This window comes from Pseudomonas sp. S3_E10 (assembly GCF_054667615.1).
This window is the reverse complement of the sequence record NZ_CP162743.1, coordinates 4805383-4830446: the sequence shown is the minus strand read 5'-3', so window position 1 is coordinate 4830446 and position 25064 is coordinate 4805383. Positions and strand designations below refer to the sequence as shown.

Annotated in this window: 23 protein-coding genes; 4 read left to right on the top strand and 19 right to left on the bottom strand. The window is 61.5% G+C overall.

Going from position 1 to position 25064, the window contains the following annotated elements; genetic code table 11:
• Positions 1 to 540 precede the first annotated feature (540 nt).
• The 13 genes from AB4N98_RS22200 to AB4N98_RS22140 all read right to left on the bottom strand — a co-directional run bounded on the left by AB4N98_RS22200 (position 541) and on the right by AB4N98_RS22140 (position 11811).
• A complete protein-coding gene (locus tag AB4N98_RS22200) occupies positions 541 to 804 on the bottom strand; it encodes a DUF6124 family protein (protein WP_460148916.1) in 264 nt (87 codons plus the stop codon).
• 799 nt (positions 805 to 1603) lie between these two features.
• Positions 1604 to 3823 carry a type II secretion system secretin GspD gene (gspD, locus tag AB4N98_RS22195; RefSeq protein ID WP_065877611.1) on the bottom strand — a complete coding sequence of 740 codons (2220 nt, stop codon included), beginning with the start codon at positions 3821 to 3823 and terminating at the stop codon, positions 1604 to 1606.
• Complete coding sequence (locus AB4N98_RS22190) at positions 3820 to 4344, bottom strand: general secretion pathway protein GspN (protein WP_116077748.1); 525 nt, start codon at positions 4342 to 4344, stop codon at positions 3820 to 3822. The genes gspD and AB4N98_RS22190 overlap by 4 nt, the downstream gene beginning before the upstream one ends.
• On the bottom strand, positions 4341 to 4952 hold the full coding sequence (gene gspM, locus AB4N98_RS22185) for a type II secretion system protein GspM (protein WP_017528252.1): 612 nt from the start codon (positions 4950 to 4952) through the stop codon (positions 4341 to 4343). The genes AB4N98_RS22190 and gspM overlap by 4 nt, the downstream gene beginning before the upstream one ends.
• The gene (locus tag AB4N98_RS22180; RefSeq protein WP_026067287.1) at positions 4927 to 5970 is read right to left on the bottom strand and encodes a PilN domain-containing protein; all 1044 of its coding nucleotides are present in this window, start codon (positions 5968 to 5970) and stop codon (positions 4927 to 4929) included. Before AB4N98_RS22180 ends, gspM begins: the two co-directional genes overlap by 26 nt.
• Positions 5967 to 6692: a hypothetical protein gene (locus AB4N98_RS22175; RefSeq protein WP_017528234.1), complete on the bottom strand. Its 726-nt coding sequence runs from the start codon at positions 6690 to 6692 to the stop codon at positions 5967 to 5969. The genes AB4N98_RS22180 and AB4N98_RS22175 overlap by 4 nt, the downstream gene beginning before the upstream one ends.
• On the bottom strand, positions 6689 to 7318 hold the full coding sequence (locus AB4N98_RS22170) for a prepilin-type N-terminal cleavage/methylation domain-containing protein (RefSeq protein WP_017528233.1): 630 nt from the start codon (positions 7316 to 7318) through the stop codon (positions 6689 to 6691). Before AB4N98_RS22170 ends, AB4N98_RS22175 begins: the two co-directional genes overlap by 4 nt.
• The gene (locus AB4N98_RS22165) at positions 7315 to 7677 is read right to left on the bottom strand and encodes a prepilin-type N-terminal cleavage/methylation domain-containing protein (protein ID WP_017528232.1); all 363 of its coding nucleotides are present in this window, start codon (positions 7675 to 7677) and stop codon (positions 7315 to 7317) included. Before AB4N98_RS22165 ends, AB4N98_RS22170 begins: the two co-directional genes overlap by 4 nt.
• Positions 7674 to 8105, bottom strand: coding sequence for a GspH/FimT family pseudopilin (locus tag AB4N98_RS22160; protein WP_267864515.1), 432 nt, complete (start codon positions 8103 to 8105; stop codon positions 7674 to 7676). The genes AB4N98_RS22165 and AB4N98_RS22160 overlap by 4 nt, the downstream gene beginning before the upstream one ends.
• 9 nt (positions 8106 to 8114) lie before the next feature.
• Positions 8115 to 8540: a type II secretion system major pseudopilin GspG gene (gene gspG / locus AB4N98_RS22155; protein ID WP_017528230.1), complete on the bottom strand. Its 426-nt coding sequence runs from the start codon at positions 8538 to 8540 to the stop codon at positions 8115 to 8117.
• A 20-nt stretch (positions 8541 to 8560) separates the two neighbouring features.
• Positions 8561 to 9763: a type II secretion system inner membrane protein GspF gene (gene gspF, locus AB4N98_RS22150; RefSeq protein WP_137219787.1), complete on the bottom strand. Its 1203-nt coding sequence runs from the start codon at positions 9761 to 9763 to the stop codon at positions 8561 to 8563.
• Entirely contained in the window at positions 9760 to 11490 is a 1731-nt protein-coding gene (gene gspE / locus AB4N98_RS22145; RefSeq protein ID WP_068937399.1) for a type II secretion system ATPase GspE, read from the bottom strand. Before gspE ends, gspF begins: the two co-directional genes overlap by 4 nt.
• A 93-nt stretch (positions 11491 to 11583) precedes the next feature.
• On the bottom strand, positions 11584 to 11811 hold the full coding sequence (locus AB4N98_RS22140) for a hypothetical protein (RefSeq protein ID WP_017528227.1): 228 nt from the start codon (positions 11809 to 11811) through the stop codon (positions 11584 to 11586).
• A 488-nt stretch (positions 11812 to 12299) separates the two neighbouring features.
• Between AB4N98_RS22140 and AB4N98_RS22135 the strand changes: the two genes are divergently transcribed.
• Entirely contained in the window at positions 12300 to 15038 is a 2739-nt protein-coding gene (locus AB4N98_RS22135) for a beta-glucosidase (protein WP_460148915.1), read from the top strand.
• A gap of 122 nt (positions 15039 to 15160) precedes the next feature.
• Here AB4N98_RS22135 and AB4N98_RS22130 read toward each other — a convergent pair whose 3' ends face one another.
• The 3 genes from AB4N98_RS22130 to AB4N98_RS22120 form a co-directional block, all read right to left on the bottom strand.
• A complete protein-coding gene (locus AB4N98_RS22130) occupies positions 15161 to 15775 on the bottom strand; it encodes a TetR/AcrR family transcriptional regulator (RefSeq protein WP_065877620.1) in 615 nt (204 codons plus the stop codon).
• A gap of 192 nt (positions 15776 to 15967) precedes the next feature.
• A complete protein-coding gene (locus AB4N98_RS22125) occupies positions 15968 to 18373 on the bottom strand; it encodes a TonB-dependent receptor (protein ID WP_267864589.1) in 2406 nt (801 codons plus the stop codon).
• A 636-nt stretch (positions 18374 to 19009) separates the two neighbouring features.
• Complete coding sequence (locus tag AB4N98_RS22120) at positions 19010 to 19336, bottom strand: DUF2388 domain-containing protein (RefSeq protein WP_026067284.1); 327 nt, start codon at positions 19334 to 19336, stop codon at positions 19010 to 19012.
• A gap of 253 nt (positions 19337 to 19589) precedes the next feature.
• Here AB4N98_RS22120 and AB4N98_RS22115 point away from each other — a divergent pair, with 253 nt between their 5' ends.
• The 3 genes from AB4N98_RS22115 to AB4N98_RS22105 all read left to right on the top strand — a co-directional run bounded on the left by AB4N98_RS22115 (position 19590) and on the right by AB4N98_RS22105 (position 21095).
• The gene (locus tag AB4N98_RS22115) at positions 19590 to 20153 is read left to right on the top strand and encodes an acyltransferase (RefSeq protein WP_068937397.1); all 564 of its coding nucleotides are present in this window, start codon (positions 19590 to 19592) and stop codon (positions 20151 to 20153) included.
• A gap of 77 nt (positions 20154 to 20230) precedes the next feature.
• Entirely contained in the window at positions 20231 to 20557 is a 327-nt protein-coding gene (locus AB4N98_RS22110) for a DUF2388 domain-containing protein (RefSeq protein ID WP_017528219.1), read from the top strand.
• Between the two features lie 127 nt (positions 20558 to 20684).
• Entirely contained in the window at positions 20685 to 21095 is a 411-nt protein-coding gene (locus AB4N98_RS22105; protein ID WP_135196121.1) for a VOC family protein, read from the top strand.
• Positions 21096 to 21241: 146 nt separating this feature from the next.
• Here AB4N98_RS22105 and AB4N98_RS22100 read toward each other — a convergent pair whose 3' ends face one another.
• The 3 genes from AB4N98_RS22100 to AB4N98_RS22090 form a co-directional block, all read right to left on the bottom strand.
• Entirely contained in the window at positions 21242 to 22198 is a 957-nt protein-coding gene (locus tag AB4N98_RS22100) for a cyclase family protein (RefSeq protein WP_020379909.1), read from the bottom strand.
• Between the two features lie 151 nt (positions 22199 to 22349).
• Positions 22350 to 23783, bottom strand: coding sequence for a hypothetical protein (locus AB4N98_RS22095; RefSeq protein WP_017528216.1), 1434 nt, complete (start codon positions 23781 to 23783; stop codon positions 22350 to 22352).
• Between the two features lie 75 nt (positions 23784 to 23858).
• Positions 23859 to 25007 (bottom strand): iron-containing alcohol dehydrogenase, encoded by a 1149-nt coding sequence (locus AB4N98_RS22090; protein WP_068933789.1) that lies wholly within the window; start codon positions 25005 to 25007, stop codon positions 23859 to 23861.
• Between the last annotated feature and the right edge of the window lie 57 nt (positions 25008 to 25064).

Genomic DNA, 25064 nt, shown 5'->3' with positions numbered 1-25064 from the left:
ACGCGGTCGTGTGCGGTGCTCGGGTTTTGTGAGGGGTGTTGCGGCGATTTGGCGCTAGGTGTGGCGTGGGGGTTGAATCGGCAACATACGTTGAGCTCCCTTCCAACGATTCTGCTGCGGGGATGATCACCCCGTTATGGCACGCAGAATCTTGATTACGCTGGGTACCATCCGAGGTCAGGGGTAGGCTGTTGCGATCAAACATAACGGAATGGGTTTTGAAAATATAATGCTGTTTTGGTATAAGCTAATATTCTCTAATTTTATTATTTTATTGATATAAATAATATATTTTGATATTGGCCTTTAGCTTAGACGGAGGCCTACCTGATCTGTGCAGATCAACGTGTGGGAGGGGGCTTGCTCCCAATGGCAGTGGGTCAGTCATAGATGCATCACTGACACTCCCTCATCGGGAGCAAGCCCCCTCTCACATTTTTAACCGCGTTCCTTCAGTATTTCGCCGGGCGTAACAGCTGCATCTGATGATCGCCCGGGCAACCATCAGGATCAACGCCAAGCAGCAGTCGCTCCCACCTCTCATACAGCCGGGTGGGACTTATCCAATGCCCTGTCCACCAAAAGTTGCACGCTTTCAAGCATTCGACACATGCCCAGCGCGACATTGCGTTGGGCACCGTCGATTTCAAAGGCCAGATGGGTGGCGATGTTGCTGATAGAGGCCAAGTCCTGGGAGGCATTGACCAGTAAGGTTTCCGTGTCCAGATCGGCGCGTACGGTGAAGAGCCCGTAACGGGTATCGGTGTCTGAAGCGCTTGGAGGATTTGGGCTGTCTTTGATCATGGTGGAACTCCTACGAAAATGGAGCCGCCACGATTCGCGGTCAAACGAAATAAGGTGGCAGCTATACGCGGGTTGACCGACCGGCTCGTAGGAACACCGGCATACCCGAAGGTATCCCGCGCACAGCTGCCGCGACACGATACAACAGACGTAAAAAAAACGCCTGAGTCGATGTTGGCACAGAAGCACTACGAGTCGGACGGTCAAATCCGGTCGCTGAATTGGCAGCGACGGCCAGGAGGTTAGTCAGCGCAGTTCCGAGCGACAACCTGAAAGCTTTGTCGGAAAGATCCGAGACTCGCACCTGCGGAACTCCGTTTCATAGGTGGCTGCGATCTGCTTGCTCTTGCTCCCGCTCCCGCGCTGTTGCTGTTGCCGTGGCTCTGGCTCTGGCTCTGGCTCTGGCTCTGGCTTTTGATCTTGATCTCAGGCGCCCCGTCAAACACGCTGGCCGAACGCAGGCTTGAATCCGTGGGTAACCCGGCAGGACGCCGGGTTAGCCACGGATTCAAGCCTGTGTTCGGGCACACCGAGCCTAAGCGAGGTGCCGAGTGTTGGGGCGAAGCGTTTTTGGTTACTTTTGGCGCTCTTCCAAAAGTGACACGCCGTAAGGGCGTAACCCTAAGTGGCCGTTACCGCAGAAATGGATATGTACTCGATCTGATCCAACATCCAGGTCGGCTGTCAGGCCGTCACGGGAGCAAGCTCCCTCGCCACAGGTACAGTGTTCCCCCGCTCTATCGCTTAACTGACTGGCATCAGGGCAAGCCCTCCCGCCCCCCTTTCCAACCGCATTCCTTCAGTTTTTCTCCGGCCGCAACAGCTGCATCTGCTGCCGATAATCATCCGTCACCTGCCTTGCCTGACTGCCGCTGGTGATGACCCTAGGCGTAATCAACACAATCAATTCGGTACGGTCCTTGGACTTACTGGTGCTCCCAAACAGCCACCGCAACCCCGGAATCTTGCCCAGGTACGGCACGGCACTTACCGTGTCGGCGTTGTCCTGTTTGATCAACCCCCCCAGCAATACCGTCTGCCCGCTCTGCACCGCCACCTGGGTCGACACCGACCGCGTGGAAATACGCGGATTAGTCGGCGTGTCGCTGTTGGCGTTCGCCTGGTCCTGGGCATCGCTGACCTGCTGCTGGATATCCATGTACACCAACCCGCCCGGGTTGATGCGCGGCACCACATCCAGGATCACACCGGTCTGCACATACTCGACGCTGCTCAACGTCGTGTCTGAGGTGCCGGTGTTCACCGTGGTCTGGCTGATGGGAATGTTGTCCCCCACCTGGATCTGCGCCGGCTGGTTGTTCATCACCACCAGCGACGGCGCCGACAGCACCTGGGTGCGGCCGTTGGTTTCCAGCGCATGCAACGCCACTTGCAGGTTGGAGCTGACAAAGGAGTAGAACAACGAATCCGCCGCGCCCAACCCCGCCCCGCCACCACCCAGCGCGCCCTGGCTGCCGGCGGCATTGGCCACGGTGGTGCTGGTGGAATTGCCGGCCAGGCGCCCGAGGTACCACTGCACGCCCAAGTCCAATTCACCGGTGAGTTTGACTTCGAGGATGCGTGTTTCGATCTGCACTTGCAGCGGTGGGTTGTCGAGGCGCTTGATCGCCGATTCGATCTCCTTCCACTGCACCGGGCGGGTCCGCACCAGCAGTTGGTTGCTGCTTTTTTGCGCGGTGATGCGGGTGCCGGCGTCGAGGCTTTTGGCGGGAGCGCCGTCGGTAACCTCTGGCTCGGCGGTCTCTTCGGCCTCGGCTTCTGGCGCCTGGTCATCGGCGGCGGGTTGGTTATTGAGCGTACTGCTCAGCCCACCCGGGGTGTTGCCGGAGGTGCTGTTGGTACCGGGCGATGACAGCGTCGCGGTGCGCAAACCGGGGGCAACCTTGGCCGGGGCGTCGTCCTTGATCGCGCCGCTGCCGTAGATCTGCCGCAAGTACTTGGCCAGGTCGCTGGCTTTCATGTTGCGCACGTCGTACACGTACATCTGCGGCTCGTTGCCGCCGCCTTCGTCGATAGTGTGGATCCAGTCGCCGACTTCGCTCAGGTACTGCGGCTGCGACGAGATTGCCACCACCGAGTTGGTGCGCTCGATCGGCAGGAACCGCACCATGCCCGCCAGGGGCATGCCGCTGTCGGGGCCGAACATCTTTTGCAGCTCGGGCATCAGCTCGGCCACGGAGGCGCGTTGCAGGCCGAATACGCCGACGGACATGCCTTTGAGCCAGTCCACATCGAAGGTGTCGATGGTGTCCTGATAGTTGGCCAGTTCCTCCGGCGTACCGGCCAGGCTCAGCACGTTGCGCGCCGGGTCCACCAGCAAAAACGCATTTTCACGGGCGAACGGCTTGAGCAGCTTCTGCATCTCGGTGGCGGAGATATAACGCAGTGGAAACAGGCGCGCCGACAACCCGCTGGCGGGCTGCGACACGCGCATTTGCGGCACCAGCTTGCCCGCCACCGCCTGGTTGGCCGGCAGGATCACGTAGCGATTGCCCTGCTTGATCATGGCGTTGTCGGTCCAGGACAACAGGGTTTCCAGGATCGACAGCGCCTGCTGCTTGTTCACCGGTTTGGAGGTGGAAAAACTCACATTGCCCTTCACGCCCTGGGCAATGCTGTAGTTCTCGTGCAGCAGGTCGCCCATCACGCTGTTGATCACCGCTTCAATCGGCTGGTCGGCAAAATTGAACAGGATGTCGCCACCGCCCTCCTCCTTGAGTGCCGACGCCGCGGCGGGCTGACGCACGAACTGCTGGTTGCCGCGAATCAACTGGCGTTGGGCCGCAGGGTTTGCCGCAGGCTGGCCGCTGTTGACCGGCGCTTGTTCACTGGCCGGATCCACGGGCGGGCGTTGCGCACCGGTACCCTGCATCGCTTCGTGCAACAGGGCCTCGTCCGGGTCGAGGTGGTCGGGGAATGTCCCGCAGCCCGCCAGGGAAATAGCGGTTGCCAGGCAAAGCACGGTGGTGCGCAAGGCGCCAGGGTAGGTATCGATCAAGGGGCGGACTCGTGAGGAAGGGTAATCGGGGGCGTCGTCGACGGCGGCGGTAGACGCAAGGCCCGCAGGCTCAGGGTTTGACTGCGGCCATCGAGCACAAAGCGCGCGTCGCGCGGGGTCAGGTGTTCCAGGCGCCAACCGTTGGGCAGGGTCTGGTTCTGGTGGACTTTCAACGGCGGGCCGTCGGCGCGCTTGAGCAGTGCCACGCGCAGGTCGCCGTCCAGCACGATGCCGGTGAGGGTCAGGCCCGACAGGCTGGAGACCGCCGCCTGGCCCACCGTAGGATCCGGGCTGCGGTCGGTGCTGAACAGCGGCGCCTGCCAGGTACCGGCCAGGCTGTCCAGGCTTGCATCCGGCGCGGTCAGCGCCTTGGCCGCGGCATTTGCGGGGGTGGCGGGCTCAGGCTCCGGCAGCCACTGCGGCGCGTCGCCGATGCTGCTCAAAATACCCAGCATCAGCACGCCCAACGCGGCGGACAGACCGAGCAAAACCCACTCAATCGGGCGCAATGGGTTGATCATCGGGCCACCTGCCGCGCGCCGGCCGGTTGCAGGTAACCGCGCACCAGCAAGTGCACCACCAGTTTGCCGGCGCCTCCGGTGGCGGGCGCGTGCGGGCCACGGCGGATGCTCATTTCATCGACGAACAGAAACGGGCGCTGGTACTCCAGCTCATGCAGGATCGCGGTCAGCGGTTCGATGGCGCAGTTGAGGGTCAGGCTGACTTTGACCTGGCGATAAGGCTCGGCATCGTCCTGCTCCGGGGTGATCGGCATGCGCTGGGTCAGGCTGCAACCGCCACCGAGACCAGCGCGGCTGTTGATCAGGTCGACGATGCGTTGCATCAGGTCGGCCGCGACCGCGCTGGGGTCATTGCCCGGCAACAGACTGGTGCTGCTGGCCGGGTCTTGCCGCGCCTGTTCGAGCTGCTCGCGCAAGCTGTCGCGCTGGCGCAGTACCCCGGCATAACGCTGTTGCTGTTCACGCAATTGTTCGGCCTGCTCGCCCATGGCGCGCAAGGGGCCGGCGAACCAACTGTCGATCAATAACCAGTAAGCGGCGCCGAGCACCACGGCCAGGCCGATCAAGGCCGCGCCACGGCGCTCACGGGGTGTCAGTGGTCGGCGCATCGGCGGCCTCCTGGTGCAGGTGGGCGCGCAAGGAGAACTGATCCTTGCCGGTTTGCGCATCGGGTTGAATCACCCCTTCGAACTGGGCGTTTTCCAGGCTGTGGCAGTTCTTGATACGGGTGATCAACGCACTGGCCTTGGCGCTTTGCCCGGAGAAAGACACCTGGGCGCCGTCGTTGACTTCCAACTGGTCGACCCAGGTGTCGGCCGGCAGGCACGCGGTCAGTTCATTGAGCAACGCGGCCAACGGCGGCTGGGCCATTTTGCGGCGAATCAGGTACTGCGCGGCGCCCCGCGTATTGAGCAGTTGCTGGCGCAGCGCCTGGACCTCGGCGACCTCGGCTTTCTGTTCGCGCACGCTGTGCTGCATGGCGTCGAGCACCCGCTGGCGGTCGTCGAGCCACAGCAACATGGCCGCAATCAGCAAGGCACCGCACAGCCACGGCAGGCTGCGTTGCAAGCCTTTGCCGGCCGGGCGTTGGCGTGGACGCAACGGTGCCGGCAGCAAGTCGATGCCCATGGGCCTGCCCGTGTCATCCGCCACATCCACGGCATGCGGTTGCAGGCCGAGGGCGGCGCAGTCACTGAGGACCCGGTCCAGGCGCTCGCGCAGGATCGCCACCAGCATCACCTGCAAATGGCTGGCTGTGCGGCGCTCCTGGCGCGCGACGAAGTACAGCTGCGCGGCCTCGAACGGGGTGAAGCGGTCCAGTTCATAACCGACCACCGTCGACAGGTTGCGCGCGGCGGCCAGTGGCAATTGCAGGGTTTGCACCAGCACAGCATCAGGCGCCAGTAACAGCACTTGGCGCGCCTGCCCGGTGGGTTTGGCCACGGCGCCAGTGAGCGGCCACGGGTAAACGTGCTCGGGGATGTCGTGCAAGGACAGCCACGCGGGCAGGCAGCCACGCAGTTCCTTGAGCCACCAGCGCCACCCCTGTTGCAGCAGGCTGGCGCGCCAGCGCCGGGCAATCGGCGCGGCCAGCGCCTCCAGCCGCGCGGTTACGTGTTGATTTATTCTTGCCAACGCAATACTCGATAAGGTTGTGCGCTACCTTGCGCGGGGCTCAATAAAACCGTGGCTTGTACTTCGGCGCGGTAGCCACCGGGGCGTTGTGCACGGCTGATCACCACCAGCACCTCGCCGGGGTCGGCGCCCACCGCACTCTGATGCGGCAGGTTGAGGGCGTGGCGCATCAACGGGCTGGCGAAGGCCGGGTCGGGGCGGTCGAGGCCGCTCCACAGGCTGATTTGCGGCACCAGGGCGCTGTACAGCGCTTGGGTCATGCCGGGCAATTGCCGCACTTCTTCCACCACCCGGAACGGCGCCAGGCCCTGGTTGCGCCGCACTTGCAGCGCCCTGGCCAGTTGCCTGGCCTGGGCCTGGGTGGCACCGCACGCCAGGGCCAGACGGGCAAAGTCAGCCACCTCGGCGCTGTTGAGGTACAACTTGCCACGCTCGCTGTACAGACTGACGTGCAACTGCGCATCGTCGAACACCAGCGGGACGTCACGCCCATCGGCAATCCACTGCTTGCGCTGCAACGGGTCGACCACGGCTTGCATCGCCAGCGCCACGCCCGCCTCGGCCGCCAATACCGCCTGGGTATGCTGGCGATGCCAGGCCGCCTGGCGTGTTTCCAGTTGCACCCAAGCGGCGAGGCCGCCCAGCAACAAGCTGAGCAACGCCAGCACCCAGAGCACCAGTAACAGCGCGACACCGCGTTGATGCCTGATCATTCGGGGGAGCCGCTCGACAGGTTCAGGCGCAAGGCAATCACTTGCGTCACCCAAGGCACCGGCCCGTTCACGTGCGCACTGATGCGCACCGCATACGGCAGGCGCCTGGGCCACGGCCACTCACTGATCCAACCGGTGGCCTGGCCCTTGGGCGACAGGCCGCGATAGCTGAAGTGCAAACCCTCAACGCCCTTGAGCAACACCTGCGGTTCGCTGCGCGAGGCCGGCACGCTGACCTGCGCCTTGGACTCAAACTGCGCGAACGCCACCTGTAAATCGCGCGATGCCTCGGGGCCGGTCAACTGCAAGGTGAAGCGCTGGATGCCGCCGCCAAGCACGCCGGGCAAGGTCGCGACAAATTGCATGCGCTGCGGGCCACCGGCGAAAAAACCATCGACCTGGCTGTCGTCCTCGGTCACGTCCAACGGCAACGACTCGCTGATGGCGGTGCGCAAGAACTGCTGGGCGGCGCGCATTTCATCCAGGCTGACCGTGTAGCGCTGGGCCTTGAGCACCGCGCGATTGGCGCCGAGCAACGCGCCGCCGACCAGGGTCAGCAACACCCCGAGCAGGCTCAGCACGAGCATGATTTCGAGCAACGTAAAACCCTGCTGGCGCCGCTTCACGGAGCGTTCCCGGCAGTGCGCAGCTTCAGGGTGCTGAACGTGGCCTGACGCGGGCCTTCGCGCACCGTCAGGTCCAGGCGATACAGGTGGGGCTGGCCGACACGACTCGGTTGCCGGGCAATACGCAGCTGCCAGCCGATGCCGTCCATCTCGCCCTCATGAGTGCCGTTGGCGAGGGGCCCACTCCCCTGCTCATCCATCACGCTCACGGCGGCGTGGGTAAGGCGGTCGCTGTGGGCAACCTGCAACAGCGAGCGCGCGCTCTGGCCGAACGCGACCAGCAGCACGGTGCTACAGATCGCCATCAGCGTCAGCGCGGCGAGCATTTCCAGCAAGGTGAACCCGCGCTGGCGCTTCATGGCAACGCCCTGGACTGAACGCTGCCGGTGAGCCAGCCAATATCGATGCGCCAACGCCGGCTGCCATTGGCCAACAGCAGGTTGCCGCCGGTGGAGCTGCCATCGGCATAAAACGCCACCGCCGAACCGGCTTGTTCGGCGGTGTGCAGGGTCACTTGCAGGTCGGCCGGCCAGTGTTTTTTCGGGCGCCCGGATGCTTGAAAACTCAATTGCTGTAAATCGAAGACGGTGCTTTGGGGGGTACCACTCACAATTGCCCGCGCCCGCGTGCTGCGCAGCGCCTCGACGATCTGCCCGACGGCCTGGCGCTCCTTGGCGGCGCGCAGGCCTTGTTGCAGGCCAAAGCCGACCAACCCGGACGCGATGCTGATCAGCACGATCACCACCAGCATTTCCAGCAGGGTAAAGCCGCGTTGAGCGTTGGCCATGGGGGCGGCTTATTCCCAGTTGCCCAGGTCGGCGCCGTAGCCTTCGCCACCGGGTTGGCCGTCCTGGCCGTAGAAAATCAGGTCGAACGCGCCGTGCTCACCGGGGAAGCGATAACCGAAGGCATGACCGAACGGGTCCTTGAGGTCCGACGGCTTGGCGTATGGCCCGGCCCAGCCGGCGCTGTTGCCGGGCTTGTCGACCAACTGTTGCAGGGTCTTGGGCGGCGAGCCGACGTCCAGCCCGTAGCTTTCGATCTTCATGCTCAGGCTGGCCAGTTGCGCCTTGCCCGCGCCGTACTTGCCCTTGTCCACATTGCCGCCGACCTGGCGTACCACGATGGTCGCGACGATGCCCAGCAGTACGATCACCGCGAGCATTTCCAACAGGGTAAAACCGCCCTGGCGGCGGGCGGGTTTGAATCGGGTCTGACGCATCGGTTTGCTTCCTTGAGGGTTCATATATTGCTGGTCAGGCTCATCAGCGGCAGCATGATCGCCAGCATGATCACCGCCACCAGCACCGCCATGACCACGGTCAGGGACGGCACCAGCGCGGCGAGCAGGCGGTCGATGCCGCGCTTGGCTTCGACGTCGAACACCTCGGCGACTTTGAGCAGCATGCTGTCCAGTTCACCGGCCTGTTCGCCGACTTCAATCATTTGCAGGGCCAGGTCCGGCAGCAATGGCTCGCTGCCGAAGGCGGCGGCCAGGGTGCCGCCGCCCTTGACCGCTTCGGCGGCCTGCGCGACTTGCGCTTGCAGGGCGCGGTTGGTGCAAACCTGTCTCGCGATGACCAACGCCTGCAGCAGGGCCACGCCGTTGCTGAGCAAGGTGCCCAGGGTGCGCGCCAACCGCGCGGCTTCGACCCGTTGCAACAGCGGGCCGATCACGCGAAGGCCCAGCACACGTCGATCATGGCGTTCACGCCGCTGGGGATCACGCAGCCGCGCGGCGAGGCTCCAGACGGTCACGATCAACCCGGCCAACACCGCCAGGCCATAAGCGCCGAGGAACTGGCCGAGCCCCAGGATCACTTCGGTGATCAGCGGGATCGGCACCCCCAGGTCCTTGAAGATCGGCACGAACTGCGGCACCACATACGCCAGCAACAGCGCCAGCGAGCCGAGCACGCCCACGACCAGGAACGCCGGGTAGATCAAAGCGTTGATCACTTCGCCTCGGAGCAACTGGCTGCGTTCCAGGTAGTCGCTGAGTTGGCGCAGCGTGTTTTCCAGCGCGCCGCCGGCCTCACCGGCACGCACCATGCTCTGGTACAGCGGCGAGAACTGGCTGCCCTCTTCTTCCAGAGCCTTGGACAAGGGCTGGCCCGCCTTGACCTGTTCGCGGATACGCTCGATCAACGCACGGGTCTGCGGCGGGCCGGGCTGTTTGAGCAGGATGCCGAGGGAGCGTTCCAGCGGTTGGCCGGCCCCCAGCAGGGTCGCCAGTTGCTGGGTGAAGCTGACCAGCGCCGCGCCGGTCAATTGGCCTCGCCCAAACGCCTTGCGCAGCCCTTGGGCGCCGGCCGCATCGATGTGCAGTAACAACAACCCGCGCTTGTGCAGCGCGGCGACGGCGGCGTCCTGGTCCTTGGCCTCCAGGGAGCCGTTTTGCGGCTGGCCCTGGCTGTCGAGGGCGCGGTACTTGAACAGACTCATGCGCCCTCACCACGGGTGACGCGCAGCACTTCTTCGAGCGAGGTAACGCCGGCCACCGCCTGGCGCAGGCCCTCTTCATGCAAGGTGCGCAGGCCACCGCGACGCGCGGCCTGTTCGAGGGTGGCGGCGTCGGCCTGGCGCATCAGCAGGCTACGCAGTTCGTCATTCATCACCAGCAATTCGGTGATCGCACTGCGCCCGTGATAGCCGCCGCCCGGCGCATCCGCGCGGGGGCGGTAGAGCAGGATCGGGCGCTGGTCGGTAAAGCGATCCAGGCCGTGTTCGGCGATCAATGGCGGCGGTGCCTCAAAGGCCTCTCGGGTGGCCGGGTCGAGGCGTCGCACCAGGCGCTGGGCGAGGATACCGTTGACTGTCGAGGCGATCAGGTAGCTTTCCACGCCCATGTCCAGCAGGCGCGTGATACTCGCCGCCGCGCTGTTGGTGTGCAGGGTCGAGAGCACCAGGTGCCCGGTCAAGGAAGACTGGATAGCGATGCGGCAGGTTTCCAGGTCGCGGATTTCACCGATCATAATCACGTCCGGGTCCTGGCGCACGATGGAACGCAGTGCCCCGGCAAAGTCCAGGCCGATGGCCGGCTTGACCTGGATCTGGTTGATGCCTTCGAGCTGGTATTCCACCGGGTCTTCGACGGTGATGATCTTGCGCTCGGCGGTGTTGAGGCGCGACAGCGCGGTGTACAGCGTGGTGGTCTTGCCCGAGCCGGTGGGGCCGGTGACCAGCAGGATGCCGTGGGGGCGTTCGAGCACTTCAAGGAAGGTTTCGAGACGCCGGCCATCGAAACCCAGGCTCTGGAAATCGAACTGCACGGTTTGGCGGTCAAGCAGGCGCATCACCACCGATTCGCCAAAACTGGTCGGTACCGTGGACACGCGCAAGTCCAGCTCCTTGCCCTGGATGCGCAGCATGATGCGCCCGTCCTGGGGCAGGCGCCGCTCGGCGATGTCCAGGCGCGCCATGATCTTTACCCGTGAAATCACCGCCGCCGACGAACTGGATGGCGGCGCCTCGGCCTCGTGCAGCACGCCGTCGATGCGGTAGCGCACCTTGAGCTGGTTTTCGAAGGGTTCGATATGAATGTCCGAGGCACGATGTTCCACGGCGCGCTGCAGGATCAGGTTGACCAGGCGGATCACCGGCGCTTCGGAGGCCATGTCCTTGAGGTGTTCGATGTCTTCCAGCGCACCGCCCTGCTCGTCGAGGTTTTCGATCAGGGTGCCCATGGCCGAACGGCCCTGGCCGTAGTAACGCTCGATCAGGGTTTCGACTTCGTTGCGCGGACCCACCGCCAGCCACACCGGCACGCCGCAGGCATAGGCCATGGCCTGGAACGGATAGACCAGCGCAGGGTTGGCCGCCAGCACGCGCAGGCCACCGTGGCTCCAGCCCACCGGCACCACTTGATAGTGGCGCATGAAACGCTCGGTCAAGGCCGGCAATGGGTCCAGCAAGGGCGGCGCGGCTTCCGCCAACAACAGCGGCGCGCCGAGCAGATCGGCCCAGGCGCGAGCCAGCTCCACTTCGGGGACCAGCCCGAGACGGGTCAACAGGCCGAGCAATTGGCTGTCGCCAGACTCCTGGGACAAGCGCCGGGCGCGCTCCAGGTCAACGGTTTTCAAGCCGGCGTGTCGCATCAGCCACGCGCAGACCTGTTCGGTGTGCGGGATGTGCAGTTGGCAGGCATCGATGGGGGTTGAGGAGCTGGGCATGGGTGACTGTCTGAGGGGCTATGTTCTAAGGACGGTGGAAAACCCTGTGGGAGGGGGCTTGCTCCCTCCCACTTTTTGATCGCGTTTTCCCCGTTAGTTGGAGGTCTTCGGCGCGGCCTCGCTGCTGCCAGTCAACGGCCGCCCACCCTTGGTGGTTTCAGCCTTCTGTTTTTTCGCGGCCTTGGCATCCTGGGCCTGGGTCAGCACGGTGGAATCGGTGGCGCCGGACTTGGCGTCAGCGTCGGTGGCTTCAGCCGCCATGGCCGCGCTACTCAATGCAACGCCCAGCACAAAACCGGCACCCAACAGGGACATCTTCATGAACATTCTCCAGACAAAAAAACAACGGACCGCTCAAGTAGCGCCCTGAATGCGTTCAAGACCCTACACCAAAGCGTTGTGTATGACAGCTTGTATAAAACATGGCCTTTTAGAACTACCGGACGGAGCCACTATTTTGACATGCCGCCCTTTAATTTCTTAAACCAATCGACTGGTAGGTTTAGACTAAGTTCAAAATCGTAATGAAATATTTCTTATTTCGCGCAAAAATTAGCTTTCATTTGACTTACTGTCGCAATAATTGCCCTAATTATGCCGCTTTAGCGGTTCAAACTGCCATCTCGTGATATCGCCAAGACATTACCCACAAGAACAATCAATACAATTATTAAACTTTTATAACTGAAAAATCCGCCAAGTAATTGCAATTAGCCATCGGTTAAACATTGCGATCAAGGTGAACTATTGCCCACGAAAAAGTGACGCGTGACGTCGCATTTCTCAACGAAGAGTTGTCGGAGAACCCCATGAGTAAACGCAAGATGATCGGTGCACAGTCGGCATTCGCCCTGCTGGCCCTGGCCGTGTCCCACGTGCAGGCAGCCACCAGCCCTGCGCTGGATGAAGGCCGGGTGAACCGTGCGGAAAAAGCCGCGGATAACACCCTGGCGAAGATGACGATGGAAGAAAAACTCGCCTACATCGGCGGCACCGGCGGTTGGGACGTCAAGCCGCTGAGCCGGTACGGCATCCCGCAGATCCACGGCGCCGATGGCGGCGTCGGCGTGCGCTACACCAGCGAAGGCAACGACCAGGGCGTGGTGTATCCGTCGGGCCCGAACCTGGCGGCCAGTTGGAACCCGCGCCGCGCCATTGACCTGGGTCGCGCCCTGGGCTATGACACCGCCAGCGGCGGGTATCAGTTCGTCACCGGCCCCGGCATGAACCTGTACCGCATGCCGTACAGCGGCCGTGCGTTCGAGTACTTGTCCGGTGAAGACCCGTTTCTCGGCGCCAGCCTGGGGCCGGCGGTGATCAATGGCATCCAGTCGCGCGGGGTGTGGGCCAACGCCAAGCACTACGCGGCCAACGACCAGGAAAGCAACCGCTTCCACCTCGATGAAAGCATCAGCGAGCGGGTGCTGCGCGAGATGACCCTGCCATCGTTCGAGTCCGCCTCGAAGAACAGCAAAGTCGCCATGATGATGTGCGCCTTCCAGAAGGTGAATGGCGAGTTCGCCTGCGAAAACGCGCACCTGATCCACGACATCCTGAAGACCGAGTGGGGTTACCCAGGCTTCGTACAGAGCGACTACAACGCAGTGGTCAACGGCTTGCCGGCGGCGCAGGCCGGCACCGACCTGGACATGATGGGCTACCAGATGAACAGCACGGTGCTCAAGCCGTACCTGGACAGCGGCGAGCTGAGCAGCGCGACTCTCGATGACAAGGTGCGCCGCATCCTCAAGCAGATCTACCTGTACGCGTTCGACAGCAAGGCGCCGCTGACCCGCCACAACATGAACAGCGCCACCAGCAACCGCGTGGCCCTGAACGCGGCGCGCGAAGGCATTGTGCTGCTGAAGAACCAGAACAACCTGTTACCGCTGGACGCCAAGCAGGTCAAGATCATCGCGGTGGTCGGCAACCTGGCCAAGTACGCCCCACCGACCGGTTTCGGCAGCGCGAACGTGATGGCGGCCAATTACATCAGCGAGCTGAGCGGCCTGCGGCAATTGGCGCCGGGGGCCAAGGTCGAGTTTATCGACGGGTTGTCCCTGGACCCGGCCAGCTCCAGCTGGACCCATGCCGACAGCAATGGCAACCGTGTCAAAGGCTTGAAGACTGAGTTCTTCAGCAACAGCAACTGGTCCGGTGACCCGGCCGCCAGCCGCACCGACAACCATGTCGACCTGGACTGGTCCACCGATAGCCTGCCGGTGAACGGTGACACCGCCGCCACCTCGATCCGCTACAGCGGCCAAATCACCCCGACCGTCAGCGGCGAGCAGGTGTTCAAGGTACGCGCCGACGGTGCCGTGCGCCTCTACGTCAACGGCCAGAAAGTCCTCGACAACGGCGACGGCAAACCACTGCCCAACAACAGCATTCCGCCGACCATCCCGGTGTTCGCCAAGGTCAATCTGCAAGCCGGCCAACCGGTCGATATCAAGCTGGACTATTCGCGCCGCAACGGCTACCTCTCGACCATGGGCGGCCTGGTGGGCGTGCAGATGAGCTGGGCGTCGCTGGTTGCGCCACAGGACCTGGCCAAGTACGACGCCGTGCTGGTGGCCGCAGGCAACAGCAATGAGTACGAAGGTGAAGGCTTCGACCACGGATTCGACCTGCCGGAATTCCAGGGCCAATTGATCCAGAGCATCGCCAGGGTCAACCCCCACACCATCGTCACCCTGCACGGCGGCACCGGGCTGAAGATGAGCGACTGGATCGACCAGGTGCCGGCCGCGCTGCATGCGTTCTACCCAGGGCAGAACGGCGGCCAGGCGTTGGCGGAGATCCTGCTGGGCAAGGTCAACCCATCGGCCAAGTTGCCGATCAGCATTGAGCGCAACATCGAAGACAACCCGACCTACGCGACCTTCCCGACATTCGACAATCAGGAAACCCTGGCCACGATGAGCTACAAGAACGACCTGTTCCTGGGCTATCGCGGTTACGAGAAAAAAGGCATCAAGCCGCTCTACCCGTTCGGCTACGGCCTGTCGTACACCACCTTCGGCTACAGCAACATCAGTGTGACCCCAGGGGTCGCGGTGGCGGGCGCGCCGATCAAGGTGTCGTTCGACCTGACCAACACCGGCAAGGTGGCGGGCGCCGAAGTCGCCGAGCTGTACGTGGGCCAGAACGCGCCGAAAGTCGAGCGCGCGCTCAAGGAACTCAAAGGCTACAAGAAGGTGTTCCTGAAACCTGGCGAGAGCAAGCGCGTGACGATCGAGCTCAACGATCGCTCACTGGCCTACTACGACGTCAAGCGCAAGCAATGGGTGGTGGACGCCGACAGCTTCACTCTGTCGGTGGGCGCCTCGTCCCAGGACATTCGCCTGAACGCCAGGCTGGTCAACCCGTTCCGCCAGGAACTGTCGACCACCACCAGCAACCCATTGCCGCGCTCGGCCCTCAATTCGACCCTGCGTGAGTCCACGGTCAAGACCGGCGGCGTACTGCATCAGGATGAAAGTGACAGCGGCACCGGTGACGGTGATGGTTACGACAGCAGCCAAGGCAGCGCTGCCGGTAACTGATGCTGGCGCGGTCTAGGGTGGGAGGGGGTTTGCTTCCGATGAGGGTGGGTCAGTCACAGGTGTATCAGTTGACCCGCCGCCATCGGGGGCAAGCCCCCTCCCACATTTGAATGGTGTTCGGCTCAGGTTCTGATTGCCGCTTCGACCCGCGCAAGGTAGGTATCGAAGCGCGCCACCAGGTCCACCTGTTCCGCAAAGCGCAGCCATTGGATCTGCAGGCCATCCATCATGGCCAGGATTTCTTCCACCAGCCCGGCGATGTCGACATCGCCGCGCACCTCTCCGGCCGCGACCAGTTCGGCGAACTGACCCTGCAGGCGCTGGTGAATCGCCGCGTAGCGCACCTGGAACCAACTCCACGCCGGGTGGGTATCCAACAGACTCTCCGCATTCAAAATACTGAATGCCCGCACCACGCCCGGCGCCGTGGCATTGGAACGATTGATCGCCCGCAGGCTGCCGAGCAAACCGTTGAGGGATTTCTCTGCGCGCACTTCATCGGCAATCCGTTGATTGACCTCATCGCGCCGCTGCAACACGCCCATCAACAGCGAGATTTTGCTGGGAAAATGATGCAGCAACCCGGCCACGGAAATGCCGACTATCCCGGCCACCTGGGCCATTGAAGCGCCGCCGTAGCCCTCCAGGGAAAACACCTGCAAGGCCGCGTCCAGCAGCTCTTCGCGGCGTTTTTCACCTTTGGGCGCGCGGCGGGTCTTGGGGGGCAGATCGCTCATGAGAAAGTCCTTGATGGCTGGGTTGCACCCTATCCAAATTGACGGGGGGCCGCAAATAAAGCTCAGCCTTGCGCGATAGGGGACGCTGCCTTGCGATGCAGGCGTACGCCGCACGCCCCTATGTGCTGGCGGTGAAGTGCGCCTAGGCACTTTGCCGCTCGATCACCCGCTGATTTGGCCTGTGTACATCGGTCAGAAGTCGACCGTGGCCGACAGCAGATAGGTGCGCGGCGTCGACAAGGTCAGCCCCGGCTCGCTGTCATCCGACGCGCCCGCCGAACTCCAGTAGCGTTTATCGGCGACGTTCTCCACATTCGCGCGCAAGGTGATGTGTTTGTCGTCCACGTTGAAGGCATAGCGCGCGCCGACGTCGATGCGGTTCCAGGCATCGATTTGCTTGACGTTGGATTGGTCCAGGTACTGCGAACTGGAGTGGATGCCGCGGCTGGTCAGGGTCAGGCCTTCGAAGGTCGGCACGTCCCATTCGGCACCCAGGTTGACGTTGTACTTGGGCGTGGCCGGGGCGCGGTTGCCGTCGAAGGTGCCGTTGGTGGTGCCCTTGAGCTTGCTGTCGATATACATCACACCGCCGAGCAAGCGCATGCCCTTGAGCGGTTCGCCGAACACGCTCAGCTCCGCACCGGTGTTCTGGCGCTTGCCGTTGGGGCCGAACAGCTGCGTGGTGGCGTTGGTTTCGTAAGCCGGCTGCTTGATGCGAAACACCGCGGCGGTTACGGCGAAGGCGCCGGCGTCGTACTTGGCGCCCACTTCCATCTGGCGGCTGATAAACGGCGGGAAGATCTGGTCTTCGTTTTTCGACGTGGACGGTGCGATTTTGCCCTGGCTCAACCCCTCCATGTAGTTGGCATACAGCGACAGCGCGTCGGTGGCTTTGAACAGAAGCCCGCCCGACGGAGAGACCTTTTCTTCGTCGTAGTTGGTGTCGCCCTTGATGCCATCGCTCCAGTCGTCGACGGCCACGCGCTGCCAGCGCGCGCCGAGGGTGAGCAACAGGCGGTCATCGAAAAAGCCCAGGGTGTCGGACAGTGCCACGCCGCTGAATTTGTTCTCGGTGTACACCTTCGCGTCCCGGCGCGTGATCGTAGACGGCGTCGGGGTTTGCACCGGGTTGTACAGATTGCTCGTCGAATTGGTATAGCGTGCGCCGCCGTTGGTGAAGTCCATGTAGAAGTAGCTGGCCGCCAGGTTGACCTCATGGCTCACCGGCCCGGTGTGGAACCAGTTGCGCACGCCGGCGGTGGCGGTCTGCACGTTTTCATCGCGGGTGAAATCCCGGGGCTGCACGCTGAACGCGCCGGCCGCATTGGCCACCGACACGGCGTGGCGCAGGAACTCATGGTTACTTTTGCGCGCGCCGACACCGCCATAGAGCATCACCGAATCGCTGAGGTCATATTCGGCATTCACCGTGCCGAAGGTGTCCTTGGTGCGTGCCTTGCTCCAGGATTGCGCGTAATTGCGGCGCACATCGTTGGCGCTGGGTACCGGTGCGGCGGCGGCCACTTGTACACGCTCCTGCGGGGCATCGGTGTCACGCTCGGTGCGGCCGATGTCGGTGGAAAGGCGCAGGCGTTCGCCGCGAAAATCCAGGCCCAGCACGGCCATCTCGCGGTCGACACTCTGGTGGTCCCATTCGGTATCGCCGGACTGCTTCACGCCGTTGAAACGCAGGCCGAACTTATTGTCTTCGCCAAAGCGTCGGCCGACGTCCACCGCGCCGCCCGCCTGGCTGTCGGAAGCCCAGGTGCCGGTGAACGAGGTGATGTCCTTGTCGGTGGCGCGCTTGGGCACCACGTTGATGCCGCCGCCCACGCTGCCGCGCGGCGAGATGCCGTTGATCAACTGGGTGGGCCCTTTGAAGATATCGACGCGATCGGCCATTTCCATGTCGATGGTGTAGGTCGGCAGTACGCCATAGAGGCCGTTGTACGACACATCACTGTTGAACAGGCTGAAGCCTCGAATGGTGAACTGCTCATAGCGCCCACCGGCCGGGTTGGTGGCGCGCACCGACGGGTCGCTGGCGATCAGGTCGCCGAGGGTACGTGCCTGCTGGTTTTTTACCGCGTCCGCCGTGTAGGTGGTCATGCTGAACGGCGTTTCCATGAAGTCTCGCGTGCCCAGCAAACCTTGCGAGCCACGGCGCGCCACTTGGCCACCGGCATAGGTATCGCCATCGTACAGGCCGGTGGTGCCGAGGATGGCGGTAGGCGCCAGTTCCAGGCTGCTGCCCTGCGGCGCCGGCACCAGCGTGTAGGCTTGCGCGCCCATGGGTTGCAGTTGCAGGCCGGAGCCTTGCAGCAGGCGCGCGAAGCCCTCCTCCACGCCGTATTCGCCGGTCAGACCGCTGCTGCTGCGCCCGCTGACCAGCGCCGGGTCCACCGACAGGTTGACCCCCGACAGCCCGGCAAACCGGGTCAACGCCGCGCTCAGGCTGCCGGCCGGCACCTGGTAGCTGCGCCGGGCGGCGCTGTCTTCGGCAAAACTGAAAGGGACGAACAGTGGGCTGGCGCTGAGGCTCAGCATCAGGCTCAGTTTGAGCAACGGGCGCAAGCGCAGGGGGAGGACGGCGGGCATGGGAGGAAACTCTCGATTTTATTCACTTGCCTGGAATGACAGGCGAGGTGAAAAAAAGGGACAGGCTTCGACGATTATTTTTCAACCCACTGGGGTTTCCAGGCCGACGTTGACCCGGTCCAGCGCCAGCAGGGTCTTGAACCACTTCACGTTGGGGCACTGGGCAAACAACGCAGTCGCACTGCTGCACCTGGGGTACACAGAAGCGACGGGGGTGAGAAAAACTTACCGAAAACAACCTCGATTCAGAGACCAATGACCACCGCGGAGGAAGAAGGTCAGTTGGTGCGCTTCGGCTTTGCATTGGCCTGCTTGAATACCGCATTGGTGGCCCTGGCGGGGTGGGTGTCGCTGGGCGCGCAGTGACGCGCTGCGCCAGGCCAATGTCGACTTTGCCGGCGGCCACGCTTGCGAGCGCGAGGGAAATAAATGAAAACGGGCGCTCTTTACAGGGCGCCCGTTTGCTCAAAGCCGCGTGCGGCAGACGTCGCGAATCAGTGAGATTTTTTTGAAACCGACGCCCCGGCCTTACTCAACCCTTTGGCGTTGTGATCCCCCGGTGTGGACGCAGAGATGGCACCCGCCTTGGCCACGCCGCGCGTGTCTTTGGAAGGCGTTTTCAATCGCGGCGCAGCGTCAGAAGGACAAAGCTATCGCCTGGGCAAGTTGTGCATCCGACATCAGCGGTGGGGAATAGGTGGAACGATAGTGCCGCGAAGCCTGCTCGAACTGTGCCCCACGAATTTCACCATCAGAGCCAATGAACGCCAGCGCATCGGTCTTGGCTGATTTGAAGACCGTTGGCGGCTCGGTCGTGAGGGAGGTGAGGCCTCCAATCACCAGGGTTGGCAAGAACGTCGTGATCATAAACCCCGCAGCGACAGGGTTGACGTTTTCGCCGGACACCGCCGGCGTGTTGATCAACACCATTGCGGATATGGCCAGGATCTTCCATGAGTCCATTCTTCGAGGCTTCCGTTGCTATCAGAGGAGCGCCACCATAGCAGAGTAGGTGTCGCTAGAAACAACAATCACGGCGCCGGGCGCGCTGCTGAAAGGCCGGTCTGTCTGCACTCTTCTTAAAGTCTCCAAAGACTGATAGGTCGCCGGCACACGAGATATTCGCGCGTGCAACCACACACATCGACCTGCTCGCGCTCAGCATTTTCATCCTGTATAAAGTGGCAATTTTTAACTTCGCCGAGGAGAAAACAACATGGCATTTCTGACAGAGGCTCAGTTAAAGGAAATGGGTTTCAAGCATCTCGGCAAGAATGTAAAGATCAGCGATAAAGCCTCTCTCTACAACTGCGACAGAATTTCAATTGGCGATAACACTCGAATCGACGACTTTTGCATGATCTCGGGGACAGTAACACTTGGGCGTAACGTTCACATTGCCGTGTTCAGCAACGTCGCCGGCGGCGAGCCAGGTGTGACGATGGAAGACTTTTCTGGACTGGCTTATGGCTGCCAAGTGTTTGCTCAGTCAGATGACTATTCAGGAAAGACACTGACCAATCCAACCGTTCCCAACGAGTACAAGGCCGAAACCAAGAGCGCCATTTATATTGGTCGGCACGTCATTATTGGCACCCACTCCATCGTACTTCCCGGTGTAAACCTGGCTGAGGGTTGCTCTGTTGGGGCTATGTCAATGGTCACAAAGTCGACCGAGGAATGGGGAATCTACTTTGGGGTCCCGGCCAAGCGTATAAAAAACAGGAGCCGTCAGCTTCTTGATCTTGAAGCCAAGTATCTTGCCTCGGAAATCCAATAGGCAGGCGCTCACTTTAGTTTATTGGTCATGCCCGTTAATCTCGTGGCGCCCTCTGACCGCAATGGATGCATCGAAGAATGGGTTTATGGAAGACGTTGACAGCCGTTATCACGCTATCGATCAGCGCTGACGCTATGGCGTGGTACGTCGAGAATCCGGTCGAGAGAGCGTTGTCCGCTACCACCCTGGTCCCCACTATGATCCTCGGCGGGACGACAGCGTTTACCGTTTATGGCCCATCAATGATGAAGAAAGCGAAGAGCGATGCGCTCGCATTTGTAGGCTCTGATGGTGAGATCCGCGGCGCTCAGTTTGAGCAGGCGTCTCACTACTATCGCGCCACCTACCCATCGCCACTGATGTCTGACATGCAACTGGCCCAGGTAATCGCAGCGCAGTACTGAGTGGGGGCTTTCACGCCTGCGATTGCCTGGCCGAGACTCGCTCTCGCAGTTCCACACAACACCGGCTATACGTGGCAGCCCACAAAATGACACGATAACGCCTCGTCTTTGTCAGCAGGAATACAGGATGTTCAGTCATATCACCGTAGGGACAAACGATCTCGATAGGGCCGCTACCTTCTATGAAGCGGTACTGACTCCCCTGGGCCTTCGCCGTCGGGTTGTAAGCCCTGATGGAGGGCCACCTTCCGCATGCTGGGTTAACCCCGACCATCCCCTGCCTCGCTTCTATGTTTACTGCCCCTACAATCTTAAAAAGGCCGCCGCGGGAAATGGCAGCATGGTGGCTTTTGCCGCGCCACATCCGGAGGCAGTCGATGCGGCCTATACCGCTGGCCTTCGCGCTGGAGGTATTGATGAGGGCAAGCCAGGACCGCGCCCACATTATGGAAACGGATATTATGGCGCCTACCTGCGCGACCCGGATGGCAATAAAGTGCACATCGTGCATCGTGGCGATGTGCAGTTGCCCGTGTAGGCAACGCTCCAACGGGGGTTGTTTGAGGCACACCGATCACGGGCTGTTCTTTGCCTGCGGCCAGGGTTATAACGTGTTGGGCAAGTACCTTTATATCAACGCTTCAATCATGCTGAGGCAGGATTAAACTGCCCCAGCATAAATGACTATTTGATCACAACCGGATTAACCGGCGACCCGGTCGCGCGGTGCACTTTGAGCGGTGCAGCCACATAAAGAAAAGTGTACTGCCCATCTTTAGCGCAACTTTCAGCCAGCGTCTCCAAGTTACAGATTTCCGTAAAGGCGATACCGAGATTACGCATCAAAGCGCAGTGCAGAGGCAGCGCCACGCCTGATACGGGGTCTATCGTCACTTCATTGGCGATGGTATCGGTGACAAGGTTTGGAATTTCCTTATCATAAAACCATTGAACAAGTTCCTGCGAATACGTAAGGCCTGGTTCGCAGAAACCGTCATAAAACGCTTCGCCCTGCTCATAGAACGCTTGAAGAAAGTTGGTTCTGATAATCAGGATATCGTGAGGCTCGATTGAATGGCCCTGAGCCTCTGCGCACGCCTCAAGATCCCTATGAGTGAACGTCTCACCTTTATCCAGCATGCGCTTACCGCGATGCCGTGCCATATCCAGTAATACTCCGCGCCCGACGACTCCTCGTTCGCCGATAGGTGCGACACTGGCCTTGTCGAGGCCGCCCACTGTTGTTCGCGCGTCGTACCCGTTCCATATTTTTCCGCCGTACCAAAGGTGGCCAAGCGCATCATATTGCGTGGATCCTTGCAGGAACGCGTCGATCTTGTCATCCGCGTAGTGCAAGCCGCCCGGATAACAAGGGCCATGATCATTGTCCCAACTCGACTCATCAAGAACCATCGTACGTTCTGCCGGGGTACGGCCTGGCCACACTGGATCGCCAGCAGGATCGCCGATCATCCGTTGTAAGGTAAATACGCTTCCGGTCTTAATGTGCGCAACCCCGCGCATGACTTCCTGCGCAGTCAGGTAATTCAGAGAGCCAACTTCATCTTCCGCGCCCCATCTGCCCCAATTAGAAGGAGCATCGCCCAATAGTTCTTCCATAGTAGGAACTGAAGTCGTCATAGTTTTTCCTTTTTAGTTGCAGTGGTTATTAAGCGCACACCCGTGCGCCTTGCTTCCCTATCAATCAGAGCACACAAAAACCCAATAAAGCGCTCGCTTAATGACGACACGTTTTTAAATGGATGTTCATGTCAGTGAGCGGCTACGCCTATCATTCAACTATAGGTTCTTCTAATCCCCGCTTAACAGCCGTGGCCGACTCAGCATCTTTAACAGGCGCAGCCTTCAGGTCCTTGGTAAATATCCCATCCACCTCTCCCTTGAAGAAATTTTTGCCATAGATCAGCAAGCACAACACAACGCCAATCCCGAATGCCCAGCTCGCGCCTTTGATCGCCAGTACCGCGCCGATCACGCCGGCGATACCCAGGTCGCGCTGGCTTTTGGCTTCAAGAATGCCCAGGCGCACGCTCACGTAACCCTGGATCAGTAACGTCAGCGACAGGGCAACGCCGAGAATCGGCTGTACCAATGTCACGACCGGCAACAGCAGCAGACCGCTGTTGGTGCCCCAGCGGAACGACCCGACGCCGCCGATGATTGACTGCATCGCTTTCGGCCCACCTTTGAAACGCTCGATTACCACCACCAGCATCGCCGCCCATTTCGGGCCGCACATGGCGACGTCCGGGCCGAAGATGCTCATGAACGCGTTACGCGCACCGAAGATCAGGTGGGCGCGGTCGGCGTTGTAGTCGACGACTTCGTCAGTGCGGACGGTTTCTGCTTCGTCGAGAAGCGACTTCGCGCTGAGGACGTCACCGAAAACGATGATGTACGCCGCAAGCATGGTCGGCAGCGCGCAGATGAACATCGACAGTGGCGGCATGCCCAGGCCGAATACCGTGTAGTTGTTCCATAGGCCGGCGAAATCCGGTTGGCTGATGCCCCACTGGAGGGTTGGCCATGGCGCTTCCCCGAACAACGGGGCAAGCACTACGGCCAACAGCACGATCGGCAAGATGCCGAGCTTGGCGAAGTTCCACCAGAAACGGTTGCGTTGCTTGAGCTCATTGAAGTGCTGGGAAAAGATCAAATAGAAGGCGATGCCGACCGCAATGGAAATGGTCCAGGGCAGCACATTGAACTTACCGCCGACCTGGAACACCGCGATCACTGCACTCAAGCCGGCGCCGACGATAATCCCGGACTTGATCGCCGAGGGCACGTATTCCACCACCTTTTTCGCCATTCCGGTCGCGCCCAGGGCGATTGAAAAAATCCCCAGCATCAACTGAAAGGCAATCAACGCGTGGACACGCTCCGGGCCCATTGGAAACTGCGCACAGTACGCCATCAACAACGGCACTGCCGGGGTGATCCAGCCCGGCACGGTCGGGTCGCCGAGCAGATGGTGTGCGAGATACAGCAGGCCGTTGAGCATCACGACGGCAAGCGCGACCTCGAAGGGCATGCCGAGCAGTTCGGTCATCAGCGGAATCGCAGCCAGGTCCACGGCGCACATCAGCAAGCCCTGGAGATAATCTGGAAGCTCGATCTTGTAGTGGATAAACGGCAGCCGGACCTTGAAAGGGCCCAGCGGGATGTACGGGCTTTCGCTCCGTTGCGCAGGAGTGTCAGACATTCGGTTCACCTGTTTTATTGGTTTTGTAATGGCGGGCGCACGCTCCGGCGGCACCGGAATCGTGGCTTTTTCGGATCAATACGCAGCGCGGTAGATCTTCTCGATATCGGCGGCGCTGAGCTTGCGCGGGTTGTTGCGCATCAGGCGGTCGATCTTGCTGGCCTCTTGCGCCATCGCCGGGATGGCATCCTCGGGCACGTTGAAAGTGCGCAGGCCGGACGGGATGTCAACGGCGGCACATAGATCAGCCATGGCTTTGACAGCCTGGTCTGCCGCCTCGTTGTCGTTCAGGTTCGCCACGCGCACGCCCATGGCTTCGGCGATGTCGCGAAAACGCTCGACGCAGGCGGTCTTGTTCCACTCCATCACGTACGGCAGCAGCAAGGCGTTACTGACACCATGGGCAATGTTGAATCTCCCGCCCAGCGGGTATGCCAGCGCATGCACCGCCCCTACCCCGGCATTGCCGAACGCCATGCCGGCCATCAGGCTGGCGGTGGCCATGTCTTCCCGAGCCCGCAGGTTGGTTGGATTGGCATAAGCCTTCGGCAGCGCCTTGGTGATCAGCTTGATCGCGCCCAGGGCGATGGCATCGGTGATGGGCGAAGCGTTCACCGAAATATACGACTCGACCGCATGCACCAGCGCATCGACACCACTGGCCGCCGTCACACCGCGGGGACAGGTCAATGTCATCGCCGGACTGACCAAGGCCACGTCGGGCAGCAGGTAGTCGCTGACGATGCCTTTCTTCAACTGCGCTTGCTTGTCGGAAAAAATGGCGACGTTGGTCACTTCCGAGCCTGTCCCGGCGGTCGTCGGGATGGCAATCAACACAGGGCCTTTGCGTTTCACCAGGTCGACACCGAACAGTTCGCTCAGCGGACCTGCATGCCCGGCATACGCCGCGACGCCCTTGGCGATATCGATGGCACTGCCGCCACCCACCGCAATCAATCCGTCGTGGCCACCCTCGCGATAAGCGCGGGTGCACGCCTCGACGATGGCCACTTCAGGTTCCGGTTTGACCTGATCGAAAATGCCGTAACGGCGATCGCCGAGTTGCGCCAGGGCCAGGCCAACGGTGCCGGAGTTCACTAGGATGACGTCTGTGACGATCAGCGGATTCTTGACCTCAAGGCGCGTCAGTTCCGCGCAAAGCTGTTCGACAGCACCAGGTCCGGTAATCAACTTATTAGCGATTTTGAAAGCAGAGATATTCATCGGGCTCGTCCAGTTGATGTTGTTTTATTGGAAGACGTGCCACAGGAGATAGCGAAA

Coding starts and splice junctions, on each gene's coding strand:
- AB4N98_RS22200 (WP_460148916.1), bottom strand. CDS start 804: ATGATCAAAGACAGCCCAAATCCTCCAAGCGCTTCAGACACCGATACC.
- AB4N98_RS22190 (WP_116077748.1), bottom strand. CDS start 4,344: ATGATCAACCCATTGCGCCCGATTGAGTGGGTTTTGCTCGGTCTGTCC.
- gspM (WP_017528252.1), bottom strand. CDS start 4,952: ATGCGCCGACCACTGACACCCCGTGAGCGCCGTGGCGCGGCCTTGATC.
- AB4N98_RS22175 (WP_017528234.1), bottom strand. CDS start 6,692: ATGATCAGGCATCAACGCGGTGTCGCGCTGTTACTGGTGCTCTGGGTG.
- AB4N98_RS22165 (WP_017528232.1), bottom strand. CDS start 7,677: ATGAAGCGCCAGCGCGGGTTCACCTTGCTGGAAATGCTCGCCGCGCTG.
- AB4N98_RS22160 (WP_267864515.1), bottom strand. CDS start 8,105: ATGGCCAACGCTCAACGCGGCTTTACCCTGCTGGAAATGCTGGTGGTG.
- gspG (WP_017528230.1), bottom strand. CDS start 8,540: ATGCGTCAGACCCGATTCAAACCCGCCCGCCGCCAGGGCGGTTTTACC.
- gspF (WP_137219787.1), bottom strand. CDS start 9,763: ATGAGTCTGTTCAAGTACCGCGCCCTCGACAGCCAGGGCCAGCCGCAA.
- gspE (WP_068937399.1), bottom strand. CDS start 11,490: ATGCCCAGCTCCTCAACCCCCATCGATGCCTGCCAACTGCACATCCCG.
- AB4N98_RS22140 (WP_017528227.1), bottom strand. CDS start 11,811: ATGAAGATGTCCCTGTTGGGTGCCGGTTTTGTGCTGGGCGTTGCATTG.
- AB4N98_RS22135 (WP_460148915.1), top strand. CDS start 12,300: ATGAGTAAACGCAAGATGATCGGTGCACAGTCGGCATTCGCCCTGCTG.
- AB4N98_RS22130 (WP_065877620.1), bottom strand. CDS start 15,775: ATGAGCGATCTGCCCCCCAAGACCCGCCGCGCGCCCAAAGGTGAAAAA.
- AB4N98_RS22125 (WP_267864589.1), bottom strand. CDS start 18,373: ATGCCCGCCGTCCTCCCCCTGCGCTTGCGCCCGTTGCTCAAACTGAGC.
- AB4N98_RS22120 (WP_026067284.1), bottom strand. CDS start 19,336: ATGGACTCATGGAAGATCCTGGCCATATCCGCAATGGTGTTGATCAAC.
- AB4N98_RS22115 (WP_068937397.1), top strand. CDS start 19,590: ATGGCATTTCTGACAGAGGCTCAGTTAAAGGAAATGGGTTTCAAGCAT.
- AB4N98_RS22110 (WP_017528219.1), top strand. CDS start 20,231: ATGGGTTTATGGAAGACGTTGACAGCCGTTATCACGCTATCGATCAGC.
- AB4N98_RS22105 (WP_135196121.1), top strand. CDS start 20,685: ATGTTCAGTCATATCACCGTAGGGACAAACGATCTCGATAGGGCCGCT.
- AB4N98_RS22100 (WP_020379909.1), bottom strand. CDS start 22,198: ATGACGACTTCAGTTCCTACTATGGAAGAACTATTGGGCGATGCTCCT.
- AB4N98_RS22095 (WP_017528216.1), bottom strand. CDS start 23,783: ATGTCTGACACTCCTGCGCAACGGAGCGAAAGCCCGTACATCCCGCTG.
- AB4N98_RS22090 (WP_068933789.1), bottom strand. CDS start 25,007: ATGAATATCTCTGCTTTCAAAATCGCTAATAAGTTGATTACCGGACCT.